This is a genomic window from Mycetocola sp. Y442, from assembly GCF_056898615.1.
The window spans coordinates 134859-147269 of the sequence record NZ_JBXHBV010000002.1 but is presented as its reverse complement, the minus strand read 5'-3'; the positions used below and the strand labels follow the sequence as shown (position 1 = coordinate 147269).

The following is a 12411-nucleotide window of genomic DNA, read 5'->3' as shown; positions in this document are numbered from 1 at the left end:
ATCCAACCGCTAACCGAGGAACCGATGAGATCCCGCTACGAGCAACTGATCATGGTGCTCACCATGTCGTTCCTCGTGCTCGCTGTAGCGCAGGCCGCAGAACCATCCGCCGTGCTCGTTGCCGGTGTTGCGGTCCTCGCGGCATCCGCTCTTCTTGGTGCCCGCTATCTCGCCGTCATCATCATCGCGCTGCGACTCATGGTCGGGTCCCGCGCGCGCGAACACCGCGAGTCACTCACCCGCATTCCCGCGCCGAGCCACCCCAACACGGCCGGACGCCCCCAGCCGCGAGCCCCAGGGCTGTCAGAGGCGGTCGCGTAGCCCTTCGGTAACGAAGAGAACCCGCGACCTTCAGTCGCCACCTCTTCCTCTGACCGTAAGGACTCCCCCTGTGGACATCTATTCGTTCGCGCCCATCGCGATCGTGCTCGACTTTGCCTATTCACTCGTCACCGCTCTCGCCACCCTGCTCGCACCGATCGCCGGAGAGCTGAGCACCGCTGCAGCGATCGTGGCCATCACTCTGCTCGTGCGCACGCTTCTGATCCCGGTCGGCCGCTCCCAGGTGCGCGCCGAGTTCACCCGCCGACGCCTCGCCCCGAAGCTCAAAGAACTGCAGCAGCGTTACAAGAAGAAACCCGAACTTCTGCAACAAAAGACCATGGAGCTGTACCAGGCCGAAAAGGCGTCACCGCTGGCCGGATGCTTTCCCACACTTCTGCAGGCACCCGTCATTTCAACCGTCTACGGCCTGTTCATTCTGCAGAGCATCAACGGACACTCGAATGATCTGCTCACCGAGGACGTCTTCGGTGTCCAACTCGGCAGCTCACTGATCGGCTTCCTCGGCGGCGGTGCCGTGTGGCCGGGAGTGCTCGTCTATGTCGCACTCCTCGCCATCATTGCGGTCGTCGCCTGGCTGAGTCGCCGCGCAGCCCAGCGCAACGCCCCTCCGGTCAGCGACGAGCTTCCGCCCGGCATGCAGAACCTCACGGGGATTCTGAGCTGGATGCCATTCATCACGCTGATCTTTGCGGCGATCGTTCCGCTTGCCGCAACGCTCTACCTCGCTGTCACGACGACCTGGACGTTCGTGGAGCGGGCAGCCCTTCGCCGCCGTTACGAGAAAACGATGGCGGCGTAAGAAAGCGCCGGCCCCCCCCGGGCGCGCCAAAAAGCGCCAGTCCCGAAGGCCCGGCGCTTAACTGGTGCGTTTCGCTACTTCTTGTTGCGACGCTGGTGACGAGTCTTGCGAAGCAGCTTGCGGTGCTTCTTCTTTGCCATACGCTTGCGGCGCTTCTTGATTACAGAACCCACTACTTACCTCACAAAGATCGGCTATGGCCGCGGATGCCACGGCCGGCAGAAAAAATGCCCTCGGGACAGTCTACCCGATCCCGAAGGCTCAAGATCCCACGCTGACTCAGGCGCTATCCGCGACCTGGGATGCGACGTGCGAGCCGACAACCTGCTCGACCGCTGACTCGGGCACACGGAACGACCGGCCGAACCGGATGGCCGGGAGTTCTCCGGCGTGAACCATGCGATACACGGTCATCCGAGACACCCGCATCATGTCGGCGACCTCGGCAACCGTAAGAAAACGTACGTCTTCCAAACCACTTGCCATGGTGTCTCCTGGTGCGGGATTCTCGGTCTGATGGGTGTCGTCGAAGCGGAACAGGCTGATCTTCTCTGACTGTAGCGCCACCCATCAGTGGTGTCGAGGGTCCCTACTTTCCCAGTTTCTTGCTCACTGCCTGAACGGCACTCGTTACGCGATGAGTGGTGTCGGCGACCGCGTGCCCGATGGCATCCGCCATTTGCTTTGCCTGATCTGTCAGGGCAACCTCGATCGCACCGGCGACGTCGAAGTCGACGCTGAGGAAGGGGATCAACCAGTCTTCGACGGTCTCGAGCGGGGCGCTCTCCAACCGGTAGTAACGGTGCTGGCCTTCCTCACGCACGGCGACGAGACCTGCTTCGCGAAGCACCTTGAGGTGCTTGGAGACCGTCGGCTGGCTGAGGCCGAGAGCGGTCACAATTTCGGATACGCTCGTCCCCCCGTGAGAGACCGTCGAGTCGGACTCATACCGGTCAAGGAGGATCTGCAGGATGTCACGCCGGGTGGCATCCGCAATAACGTCAAATATGTCAGCCATGGCCCAAGGTTAGTGACTCTCAGCACGGAGTACCATGACAACGGTCCGAACCAAGCCCAAGATCGGGGGAACCGTGGCCGGCAGCACCACCGAGGCGCGTCCGCACATTCTCGTTGCGACGGGCTTCGCGCGTATCCGCGAAGAGGTGGAGGACTTTACCGGGCGCTCTCCATCGCGATTTGCCATCCTGATCTTCACAGCGCTGATCCTCCTTTTCACCCTCCTGTTTTCGCTTCCGATCGCCTCCGCTGACGGCAGGATGACTCCGCTCGCCGACGCATTCTTCACGGCGGTCTCCGTCATTTGCGTCACCGGCCTGGCCACCGTCGACATGGCAACGCACTGGTCGCTGGCCGGTCATACCCTCGTCTACATCGGCGTGCAGATCGGTGCTGTCGGCGTGCTGACCCTGGCGTCCATTCTCGGTCTCGTCATCTCGCGCCGGCTCGGGCTTCGCGCGAAGCTCATGGCCGCGAGCGACTCGAACCCCATGCGGGGCCACCGCGGCCCCGTCGCCGAGGGACAGGCCGTACGGCTCGGCGAAATCGGCAACCTGCTCGTCACCGTTGCACTCAGCCTCGTCGTGATCGAGGGGATCATCGCTGTCCTGCTGTTTCCCCGCATGGTGATCGATGGCATCCCCACCTGGGATGCCATCTGGAACAGCCTCTATTACTCGGCCATGGCCTTCACCAACACCGGGTTCACTCCCAACGCCGGGGGCATCGGCCAGTTCGCGAACGACTACTGGTTCCTCTCCATCCTGATGCTCGGCGTCTTCCTCGGAGCGCTCGGCTTCCCGGTGATTTACGCACTCAAGCGCCACCTCTGGCACGTGCGGTACTGGTCGCTCCACGTCAAGCTCACGCTGCTGACCACCGTCATCCTGCTGTTCGCTGGAGCGCTCGCAATCTCGGTGCTCGAATTCGACAATCCCAGGACCTTCGGAACACTCAATTTCAGTGACACGGTCTTCCAGTCCCTGTTCTTCTCGATGATGACGCGGTCTGGTGGGTTCTCGACGGTCGAGATCGGCGACATGAACGGGTCGAGCCTGCTCGTCGCCGACATGCTCATGTTTATCGGCGGTGGGTCCGCGTCGACGGGCGGTGGCATCAAGGTGACCACCCTCGCCGTGATCTTCCTCGCCGCTGCTGCCGAGGCGAAGGGCAGCCCCGACATGGAGGCGTTCGGCCGCCGGGTTCCGCCCGACGTTCTGAGGGTCGCGCTGAGCGTTGTGCTCTGGGGCGCGACGATTGTGGCGATCTCCACGATCGTGCTTCTTCAAATGACGAAGGCACCACTCGACCATGTGCTCTTTGACGTGATCTCCGCTTTTGGTACCGTCGGGCTCTCCACAGGACTCACCGCCGAGCTCGACAACCCCGCCAAGTATGTGCTCGCTATGACGATGTTCCTTGGCCGTGTTGGTACAGTGACACTCGCTGCGGCAGTCGCGGCCACCACAAGTTCCAAGCTGTATCGACGTCCAGAAGAGAGGCCAATCGTTGGTTGACCGTATCAAGCACGACGCCCCCGTGCTCATCATCGGTCTCGGCCGCTTCGGCGCCGCGTGCGCCGGCGAACTCGACCGCCTCGACCGCGAGGTGCTCGCCATCGACGAGGGCGCCGAGCTCGTACAGAAGTGGTCAGAGCGGATTACCCACACGGTCCAGGCCGACGCGAGAAACATCGAAGCCCTCAAGCAGATCGGGGCGCAGGACTTCTCCATCGCCGTCGTCGCCGTCGGCTCGTCGATCGAGGCGAGCGTGCTCATCACCGCGAACCTCGTCGACCTCAAGGTCCCGCAGATCTGGGCCAAGGCCGTCTCGCAGTCGCACGGCAAAATCCTCGCGAGGGTCGGCGCGAACCACGTCATCTACCCCGAAGCCGAGGCCGGCGAGCGGGTGGCGCACCTGGTCAGCGGACGCATGCTCGACTTCATCCAGTTCGACGACGACTTCGCCCTCGTCAAGATGTACCCGCCGAGGCCGATCCGCGGCAAGAATCTGACGGAGAGCGGCGTGCGATCGCGCCACAACATCACTGTCGTCGGCGTCAAGAGCCCGGGCAAGCCGTTCACCTACGCAACGGCAGACACCGTCGTCTCCGACCACGACCTCATCATCGTGTCGGGAACGTCAGCCGACATCGAGAAGTTCGCGGCGCTGGGGAGCTAGCCCGGCCCAGGCGCTCGCCTTCGCCGAAAACATCAGTTCCGGCCGAGCGCATCAGTTGCGCGGGGTGTTCTCGACCGCAAGTGATGTTCTCGCGGTGAACGGATGCCGGCGCGGTCGCGGTCGCGACAAGCGGATGCCGGTGGCCGGCTTCCGAGCACACCCCGTCAGGACCCGGCGGCGAGCTCCCTCGCCCGCTCGAGCGCAGCATCCGTCGCCTCATCGAAGACGTGCGTGAGGTTAGCCTTCTGCAGCACCGCAACAGCGCGTTCCGTCGTCCCTTTGGGGCTGGTGACCTGAATGCGGAGCTGCTCGGGAGTCTTGTCCGACTGCGCGAGCAATTCTGCGGCACCCCGGAAGGTGCCGTTCACGAGCACAGCGGCCTGCTCCGGAGTGAAGCCCTTCGCGACGGCGGTTTTCGTGAGCTCCTCGATCAGCAGGAAAACGTAGGCCGGGCCGGAACCCGAGATCGTGCTGAGCGCGTCGAGTTGGTTCTCGGGCACCTCGACCACGGTTCCGACGGTCTCGAAGATCGCCCGGGCGACGGCGAGATCGTTCTCACTCGAGCGGGTACCGGCCGACAGCCCGGTGACCCCGCGACCGACCACAGACGGGGTGTTCGGCATCGACCGAAGCACCGGCACAGTCTCCGGCAGCAGCGACTCGAACGTCGCAACCGTCACGCCGGCAGCGACGCTGATCACGATCGTGCCTGGCGCGAGCGAATCGCTGATCTCGCGCAGCAGGTCAGGAACCATCGCGGGCTTGACCGCGACGAGCACAACCTCAGCACCGTCGACGGCGACCCGGTTGGCATCGGGCCGCTCCTCGAGAGCGAGCGACGTGACGCCGGAAAGCCGAGCGAGTTCCTGGGCCTTCGCGCTGGTTCGATTTGTCACGCGGATGCCGCCGGCCACGGTCACTCCCGGCTGAAGCAGCCCGGATAAAATGGCCGATCCCATCGAGCCGCTGCCGAGAATGGCAATCGTGGGGAGGGTGGTTTCGGTCGCTGTGCTGTTCTCGCTGCTCACCCTTGCAAGTGTATGTCCGGGTGCCCTTCCGGCTCCCTGTCCCGAACCACGCGGGTCGACTCGCGGGCGACGAGGTGGGGTTGCTCGGCGAACCGACCGGGCTCCGGCACACCATTCAACACATCGAGCAGCACGCGTGCGGTGTCCGCCCCGTATGCGACCAGGTCGTGCATCAGGGCGGATACCGGTGGGGAGGCGAGCTGGCAGTGGACCGAGTCGTCCCAGGCCAGGATCGCAACATCACCCGGAACGGCCAGGCCGAACGAGGTGACCGTCTCGAGGCCGGCGAGCGCCATCAGGTCGTTGTCGTAGATCACGGCAGTGGGCCGGTCGGCCCGCCCAAGGAGCTCCGCCGTCGCTTCGGCACCGCCATCCGCTGTGTAGTCGCTCGTCACCGAGAGTGTCTCAACGCCGAGACGTTCCGCGGCATCCGAGAACGCGTCATCCCGAACCAGGGTGTGCATGAACTCCTTCGGACCCGTCACCCTGCCGATTCTGCGGTGCCCGGCCGCTGCAAGGAACTCGACCATCTCACGCATCGATCGCGCATTATCGGTCGAGATCGTCGCGAACCCGAGTGCCAGCAACGGCTGCGCGAGCACAACGGCCGGCATCGCGATCTCGTGCACCAACCGGAGCCGTTCGTCTCCACCCGACGCCAGGTCAGACAGGATCACCCCGACGACCTGGCCGCTCTCATGCCAGCGCCGCAGAGTGGCGACCTCGTCAGCCAGGTCGGCCACGACCGCGAGCAGGAGTGTCTTGCCGTTCTCAGCGAGGACGTCTTCTGCACCCTGCAGGAACTGCATCCAAAACGGCTCGAGCGACACCCGCCGCCTGGGCTGATGGAGGCAGAGTCCGACGACGTCAATCGCCTCCGGGCTACCCAGTGACAAGGTCATTGACCGAACATAACACCGGGAAACCGGCAATGGGCGCCCGGTCGATGGAGAAGGATCCGGGGAGTCCGGAGACGGTGAATACGGCGCTGTCTCCGGCCGCGAGCGTGACGAGTCCCCGATCGACGGATGCCTGCGGGTGCAGGCGGTCAGCCTGCACGACGATGTCCTTGACGAGCGAGTTCGCCCGAACCGTGACGGCGACGCCGCCCTCGACAGGCTCGACCGTGACGTCGAGCGCCGTTGTAGTCGGCTCGAGCGCCAGCTGCGGATCCTCAGCGAAGTACCAGAACGCGCTGTCGATGCTGTCGGTGCTCGGGGTGCTGTCGACGCTCGCGCGCACGAACTCCCGACCGGCATCCGTCACCGCGAGCACCTTCTCGTCGAACGGGATCAGGGCAATACCGCGCGGTTCGACGTCGATCTCGATGGCCTGAGCCGCCAGCTCGGTGCCGTCGAAACTCTGGCGCGACACGCTCACCGTCGCGGTCCACGGTTCGGCCGAATCATTGTGCGCGACGAGCACGGGTACTCCGTCGCGCGGCTGGATCGTCAGCAGGCGGTCGGCGTATGCGTGCTTGAGCGCGTGCCACAGCGGCTTACGGTGCCCAGCGTAATCGACGGCGGCCCAGGAAATGACGGGCCAGTCGTCGTTGAGCTGCCAGATGATCGACCCGGTGTTGAGCGGCCACAGCGAACGGAAATGCTCGATCCCAAAGCGCAGGGCCCGTGCCTGGTTGAGCTGGGTCGCCCAGTGCCACTCGTCGATCGACCGTGGCTCGGGCAGGTGCTCCCCGAGTCCGCGTTCGAGCTTGAGGTTGCCCTGGTGCGCCTTCTGGTGCACGAGCATTTGTTCGCCGTACGGCTCGAGCGGTTCGTCATGAACGGATGCCGTGAGCGTCGACCACGCGGGCGGCCCCTGGAACCCGAACTCGCTCGCGAACCGGGGAGAGTAGTCGGCGTACGCGGTGTAGTCCTTGTCGTTCCAGACATCCCAGATGTGCATCGTGCCGTTGCGCGGGTCGTTGGGGTGCGCGTACTTCGTGAACGAGAACGGGCTGCCGGGCGAATACGGCGTGCCAGGAGCGAGTTCGGCGACGAGCGACGGCAGGAGGTCCATGTAGTACCCCTCACCCCAGGTCTTGTTCCCGAGCTGACTGCGCCATCCCCACTCAAGGTAGCCCCAGATGTTCTCGTTGCAGCCGTTCCAGAGCGCGAGGCTCGGGTGTGTGCTCAGCCGGGTGATGTTCTGCCGGGCCTCGGCCTCGACCTCGCTCCGCAGCGGGTCTTCTTCCGCGTAGGCGGCGCAGGCGAAGAGGAAGTCCTGCCAGACCAGCACTCCGAACTCATCGCAGGCGTCGTAGAAGTCGTCGGATTCGTACATTCCGCCGCCCCAGACCCGCAGCAGGTTCATGTTCGCGTCGACAGCATCCGTAATCCGCGCGCGATAACGCTCGCGGGTGATGCGGGTGACGAAGGCGTCGTCGGGGATCCAGTTCGCGCCGCGGATGCCGATGAGCTGGCCGTTGACGAGGATGGAAAACGGCGAGCCGTGCGCATCCGGCGCGGTGTCGAGGGTGACGGTGCGGAACCCGATGCGACTCGACCACTCGGCGTCGCCGGCCGTCACCGTGACGTCGTAGAGCGGCTGGTCGCCGTAGCCTCGCGGCCACCAGAGGTCGATCAATCCGGCGTCGAACCGCACCGCGACATCCGTCTCGCCGTTCTTCACCGGAACGGTTTCGGTGGCGCCGTTCACGGTGACAGCCACTGTGGCGTCGGAGCTGTTCGCACTCGCCCACTCGAGGGCGACGTGTGCGTTCAGGATGCCGGTGCTGCTGCCGTGTGCGCCGGTTTCGATCTCGGTGAGCGGACGCACCGAAGCGATGCGAACGCCCGACCAGGACTCGATGCCGATCGACTTGAGAATGCCCGAGCTCGACACGTCGATGCCCCAGTCCCAGCCGAAGTTGGAGGCCACCTTGCGGATCGCGTTGAACGGGTGGTGCATCACGGTCGGCCGCGCGCCGAGGAGCGCCTCCTGCTCACGGGCAAACTCAATCGGCGAGCGGAAATCGACGACGAGTTCGTTGTCACCATCGACCAGCAGCGCGCCGATGTCGAACCGGTACCCGCGGTGCTGGTTCTGGGTGCGGCCAACCTCGGTGCCGTTGAGGGTGATGGTCGCGGCGGTGTCGAGCCCGTCGGCAACGAGGTCGTGGCGCTCGGCGTCGTTCGGGGTCCAGCTGAACGAGGTGCGATACCGCCAGTCGCAGTAGCCGATCCAGGCCTGCACCTTCTCGTTGGCACCGTCGAACGGGTCATCGATGAGGCTGGCGGCGAGCAGGTCGAGCTGCACTTCGCCCGGTACCGTCGCGGGCACATCCCGGTCGGTGATGCTCGCATCGATCGGACCGGCCGTCGCGCGGAGGGTCCAGGTTGCGCCGTCGGTGGAGTTGAGGGAGGTGAAGCTCACGCGGAAATTCTTTTCTCTGGGTTCGGCGCCGCCTCTGCGAGCAGCCTGGTGTATTCGTGCTGGGGGTTGAGGATGACGTCGTCAGCCGGGCCGCGCTCAACGATCTCGCCCTGGAACATCACGAGGATGTCATCGGAGAAGTGCCGGGCTGTCGCAAGGTCGTGGGTGATGTAGAACACACCGAGATTCTCTTCGCGCTGCAGGTCGGCCAACAGGTTGAGCACCCCGAGCCGGATCGAGACGTCGAGCATCGACACCGGCTCGTCGGCGACGAGAATCTTCGGCTCCGGTGCAAGCGCCCGGGCGATCGCGATCCGCTGGCGCTGGCCGCCGGACAGCTCGTGCGGTCGGCGCGACGCCATGTCGGGTTCGAGCCGCACGCGCTCGAGCAACCGGGCGACACCGGCGTCGATCTCGTCGCGGCCCTTCGCCTTGCCGTGGATGATCAACGGCCGAGCAAGGTGGTGGGCGATGGTGTGGTACGGATTCAACGACGCGAACGGGTCCTGGAAGACCATCTGCACGTCGCTCCGGTACTGCCTCAATCCGGCGCCACGACGCACGACGGGCTGCCCGTCGAGTTCGATCACACCCGACGTCGGCGTCTCCAGTTGCATGAGCAGCTTGGCCAGGGTCGACTTGCCGCTGCCGGACTGGCCGACGAGCGCAACGGTGCGCCCCGACTCGATCGAGAAGGTCACGTCGTTCACCGCGGTGAGCGTCCGGCCCTTCCAGCCCTCGCGCAGCTTGTACTCCTTGACCAGGTTCTTTACCTCGAGAACACTCATGCCACTCCCCCGTCCTGGTCCTGCGCGTGGCCCCGGACGAATCCGCCGCGAGCGCCGGTGAGGCTCGGGAATGACGCCAGAAGCTTCTTCGTATACGGATGCTGTGGGTTGGTATAGAGGTCGACGGCATCCCCCAGCTCCACAATTTCACCCTCCTTCATCACGGCGATCCGGTCGCTGATCTCGAGCAGCAGCGGCAGGTCGTGGGTGATGAAGATGACCGCGAAGCCGAGCTCGGCACGCAGTCGGGTGATCTCGCGGAGGATCTCGCGCTGCACGACGACGTCGAGCGCCGTCGTCGGCTCGTCCATGATCATGATCTGCGGGTCGAGCGCCATCGCCATGGCGATCATCACCCGCTGGCGCATGCCGCCGGACAGCTCGTGCGGGTACGACACGAGCCGCGAGCGGTCGACCCCGACGCGCTCGAGCAGTTCGGCGCACTTCTCTCGCCGCTCCTTCTTGCGCATCTCGGGACGGTGGGTGGTGAAGATGTCCTCGAGCTGGTCCCGGATGGTGATGACGGGGTTGAGCGAGTTCATCGCACCCTGGAAGACCATCGAAATCTTGTCCCAGCGGAACGCGCGGAGGTCGTCACCGCGGAGTTCGCCGAGGTCGATCGAGTAGCCCTCGCGGGAGTGGAAGTGCGCACCGCCCGAGGTGATCATCGCCGGCGGCTTGAGCAACCGGTTGATGCCGTAGGCGAGCGTCGACTTGCCGCACCCGCTCTCGCCGGCAAGGCCGAGGATCTCGCCGCGGCCGAGTTCGAGTGAGACGTGCTTCACGGCCTGGACGACGCGTTCGCCGCGGTACTCGACGCTGAAGTCGTCGACGGTGAGCACCGGGTGTGACCTCGCTGTCGTCGCCCGGTCGACCCTGGCCTGTGCCTGTTCGCTGATGGTCACAGCTCGTCCTCCTTCACAACCTGCTTGAGTTCAGACTTCGACAGGTTCCACTTCTTGCGGGTCGCGCGGGTCTGGTTGCGCAGCTTGGGGTTGATGATCTCGTCGATGGAGAAGTTGATGAGGGAGAGTGCCGCGCCGAACAGGGCAATGAGCAGCCCCGGCGGTACAAACCACCACCACGCACCGAGCCTCAGGGCGAGCCCGTTCTGGGCGTAGTAGAGCATGGTGCCCCAGGTGAACGATCCGGATGCCCCGAGGCCGAGGAAGGACAAACCGGCTTCTCCAAGGATGGCGAAGATCACGGCGAAGACGGCTTGCGACGCGAGCAGTGGGATGAGGTTCGGAAGGATCTCAACGCCGAGCACCCGCCACGGCTTCTCGCCAGAAACGCGTGCCGCAGCGACGTAGTCCCGGTTGCGCAGGCTGAGGGTGAACCCGCGCAGCACGCGCGCGGATCCGGCCCAGCCGGTGATCGCGAGCACGAGCGCGACGAGCAGGATGCTCTTGTCCGGGACGTAGCTCGAGATGATGATGATGAGCGGCAGGCCAGGGATGACGAGCATCACGTTGCTGAACAGCGAGAATGATTCGTCGAGCCAGCCGCCGGCGTAGGCGCCCACGATGCCGAAGAACGCGGAGAGGAACAGCGTCAGCACACCGACGATCAAACCGATGGTGAGCGAACCGCGCGTTGCGTACGCAAGCTGGGCGAAGACATCCTGACCGGTCTGTGTCGTTCCGAGGATAAAACCATCCCCGGGCCCGCGAAGGCCGACGTTGTCGACAGTGGACGGGTTGCCGACGAAGAGCGGCCCGAAGATGCCGAACAGGATGATGGAGCCGGCGATGATCAGCCCGGCAGCGAGCTTCGGTGTCATCGGCGGAAGCGTGGTCTTGCGGGTGACCGCGCGTGCGCTGACGGCGGCGAGTGCCGGGTCCTGCGTTGTTGTCGTCACTGTCGCTCCTATGCGCGTGCGCGGGTGCGCGGGTCGATGAGTGTGTAGAGCAGGTCGACGAGCAGGTTCGCGCCGAGGACCGAGAGGGTGATCACGAGGAAGATGCCCTGCATCAGCGAGTAGTCGTTGCTCGAGACCGCCTGCAGCAGCGCTGAGCCGATGCCGGGGTAGGAGAACACGACCTCGGTGACGATGGACCCCGCAACGACGAAGCCGAGGGAGATGGCGAAACCGGCGACGGATGGCAGCACCGCGTTGCGGGCGGCATACGTCGTCATGATGCGGCGGGGCTTCAAGCCCTTGGCCTCCGCGGTGAGGATGTAGTCCTCGCTGAGCGTCGACACCATCATGTTGCGCATGCCGAGCATCCAGCCGCCGACCGAGGAGATCACGATCGTGAGGGCGGGAAGGGTGCCGTAGTAGAGGACGCTGCCGATGAAGTCCCAGTCGAGGCCAGGCGCCGTCGTGTAGACGTCGTACCCGCCGTTGAGCGGGAACATCTGCCACATGCTGCCGAAGAAGAAGAGGAGGATGAGCGCGAGCCAGAAGTACGGCACCGACTGGAACATCGTCGTCACAGGGATGAGGTTGTCGAGCCAGGAGCCGCGCTTCCAGCCCGCGAGTTGCCCGAGCACGATGCCGAGCACAAAGGAGATGATCGTTGCAATGCCGATGAGGCCGATCGTCCACGGCAGGGTGCGACCGATCACGTCGCCGACGGTCGCAGGGAAATAGGCGACGGAGACCCCGAAGTCTCCGGTGAGCACCTTGCCGAGGTAGTCGAAGTACTGTTCCCAGATCGGCGCTTTGCTGTTGGTGCCGAGAAGCAGCTCGATCGCGCTCCGCGCCTCGGGCGAGACGGGGCCCTTCAGGGCGAGCTTCGACAACATCATGTCAACCGGGTTTCCCGGCATCCATCGGGGAAGGAAGAAGTTGAGGGTGAGCGCCGCCCACAGCGCCACGATGTAGAACCCGATCTTCGAAAGAAGAAATTTCACGAGGAGCAACTCTCTGCTG

14 protein-coding genes are annotated in these 12411 nt (G+C 64.8%); 4 read left to right on the top strand and 10 right to left on the bottom strand.

Annotated elements, in window-relative coordinates:
* Positions 1–24 precede the first annotated feature (24 nt).
* Together AC1X6S_RS07425 and AC1X6S_RS07420 are read left to right on the top strand one after the other, a co-directional pair.
* Positions 25–321, top strand: a complete 297-nt coding sequence (locus AC1X6S_RS07425) for a DUF6412 domain-containing protein (protein ID WP_108390046.1) — start codon at positions 25–27, stop codon at positions 319–321.
* A 70-nt stretch (positions 322–391) separates the two neighbouring features.
* Positions 392–1144: a YidC/Oxa1 family membrane protein insertase gene (locus AC1X6S_RS07420; protein WP_483405124.1), complete on the top strand. Its 753-nt coding sequence runs from the start codon at positions 392–394 to the stop codon at positions 1142–1144.
* 74 nt (positions 1145–1218) lie between these two features.
* On the opposite strand, the gene AC1X6S_RS07415 is transcribed toward AC1X6S_RS07420, so the two are convergent.
* The 3 genes from AC1X6S_RS07415 to AC1X6S_RS07405 all read right to left on the bottom strand — a co-directional run bounded on the left by AC1X6S_RS07415 (position 1219) and on the right by AC1X6S_RS07405 (position 2162).
* A complete protein-coding gene (locus AC1X6S_RS07415; RefSeq protein ID WP_003792170.1) occupies positions 1219–1317 on the bottom strand; it encodes a 30S ribosomal protein bS22 in 99 nt (32 codons plus the stop codon).
* Positions 1318–1423: 106 nt separating this feature from the next.
* Positions 1424–1630, bottom strand: a complete 207-nt coding sequence (locus tag AC1X6S_RS07410; RefSeq protein WP_108390044.1) for a helix-turn-helix domain-containing protein — start codon at positions 1628–1630, stop codon at positions 1424–1426.
* Between the two features lie 103 nt (positions 1631–1733).
* The gene (locus AC1X6S_RS07405) at positions 1734–2162 is read right to left on the bottom strand and encodes an ArsR/SmtB family transcription factor (RefSeq protein ID WP_483405123.1); all 429 of its coding nucleotides are present in this window, start codon (positions 2160–2162) and stop codon (positions 1734–1736) included.
* A gap of 34 nt (positions 2163–2196) precedes the next feature.
* On the opposite strand from AC1X6S_RS07405, the gene AC1X6S_RS07400 reads away from it, so the two are divergent.
* Together AC1X6S_RS07400 and AC1X6S_RS07395 are read left to right on the top strand one after the other, a co-directional pair.
* The gene (locus tag AC1X6S_RS07400; RefSeq protein ID WP_483405122.1) at positions 2197–3678 is read left to right on the top strand and encodes a TrkH family potassium uptake protein; all 1482 of its coding nucleotides are present in this window, start codon (positions 2197–2199) and stop codon (positions 3676–3678) included.
* Complete coding sequence (locus tag AC1X6S_RS07395; RefSeq protein ID WP_108390042.1) at positions 3671–4342, top strand: potassium channel family protein; 672 nt, start codon at positions 3671–3673, stop codon at positions 4340–4342. The genes AC1X6S_RS07400 and AC1X6S_RS07395 overlap by 8 nt, the downstream gene beginning before the upstream one ends.
* 164 nt (positions 4343–4506) lie before the next feature.
* Here the strand turns inward: AC1X6S_RS07395 and proC are convergent, their stop codons facing one another.
* The 7 genes from proC to AC1X6S_RS07360 are packed head-to-tail and all read right to left on the bottom strand — an operon-like array spanning position 4507 to position 12392.
* A complete protein-coding gene (proC, locus tag AC1X6S_RS07390; RefSeq protein WP_483405121.1) occupies positions 4507–5370 on the bottom strand; it encodes a pyrroline-5-carboxylate reductase in 864 nt (287 codons plus the stop codon).
* The gene (locus AC1X6S_RS07385) at positions 5367–6272 is read right to left on the bottom strand and encodes a LacI family DNA-binding transcriptional regulator (RefSeq protein ID WP_483405120.1); all 906 of its coding nucleotides are present in this window, start codon (positions 6270–6272) and stop codon (positions 5367–5369) included. The genes proC and AC1X6S_RS07385 overlap by 4 nt, the downstream gene beginning before the upstream one ends.
* Positions 6253–8745 carry a glycoside hydrolase family 2 protein gene (locus AC1X6S_RS07380; protein ID WP_483405119.1) on the bottom strand — a complete coding sequence of 831 codons (2493 nt, stop codon included), beginning with the start codon at positions 8743–8745 and terminating at the stop codon, positions 6253–6255. Before AC1X6S_RS07380 ends, AC1X6S_RS07385 begins: the two co-directional genes overlap by 20 nt.
* Positions 8742–9533, bottom strand: coding sequence for an ABC transporter ATP-binding protein (locus tag AC1X6S_RS07375; RefSeq protein ID WP_483405118.1), 792 nt, complete (start codon positions 9531–9533; stop codon positions 8742–8744). The genes AC1X6S_RS07380 and AC1X6S_RS07375 overlap by 4 nt, the downstream gene beginning before the upstream one ends.
* Positions 9530–10432: an ABC transporter ATP-binding protein gene (locus AC1X6S_RS07370; protein ID WP_483405880.1), complete on the bottom strand. Its 903-nt coding sequence runs from the start codon at positions 10430–10432 to the stop codon at positions 9530–9532. Before AC1X6S_RS07370 ends, AC1X6S_RS07375 begins: the two co-directional genes overlap by 4 nt.
* 2 nt (positions 10433–10434) lie before the next feature.
* Positions 10435–11394, bottom strand: coding sequence for an ABC transporter permease (locus AC1X6S_RS07365; RefSeq protein ID WP_483405117.1), 960 nt, complete (start codon positions 11392–11394; stop codon positions 10435–10437).
* 8 nt (positions 11395–11402) lie between these two features.
* Complete coding sequence (locus tag AC1X6S_RS07360) at positions 11403–12392, bottom strand: ABC transporter permease (protein ID WP_483405116.1); 990 nt, start codon at positions 12390–12392, stop codon at positions 11403–11405.
* Positions 12393–12411 lie beyond the last annotated feature (19 nt).

What these genes read in the sequence shown, in the direction of transcription:
- AC1X6S_RS07400 (WP_483405122.1), top strand. Translation starts at nt 2,197, where the DNA reads ATGACAACGGTCCGAACCAAGCCCAAGATCGGGGGAACCGTGGCCGGC.
- AC1X6S_RS07385 (WP_483405120.1), bottom strand. Translation starts at nt 6,272, where the DNA reads ATGACCTTGTCACTGGGTAGCCCGGAGGCGATTGACGTCGTCGGACTC.
- AC1X6S_RS07375 (WP_483405118.1), bottom strand. Translation starts at nt 9,533, where the DNA reads ATGAGTGTTCTCGAGGTAAAGAACCTGGTCAAGGAGTACAAGCTGCGC.
- AC1X6S_RS07410 (WP_108390044.1), bottom strand. Translation starts at nt 1,630, where the DNA reads ATGGCAAGTGGTTTGGAAGACGTACGTTTTCTTACGGTTGCCGAGGTC.
- AC1X6S_RS07425 (WP_108390046.1), top strand. Translation starts at nt 25, where the DNA reads ATGAGATCCCGCTACGAGCAACTGATCATGGTGCTCACCATGTCGTTC.
- AC1X6S_RS07405 (WP_483405123.1), bottom strand. Translation starts at nt 2,162, where the DNA reads ATGGCTGACATATTTGACGTTATTGCGGATGCCACCCGGCGTGACATC.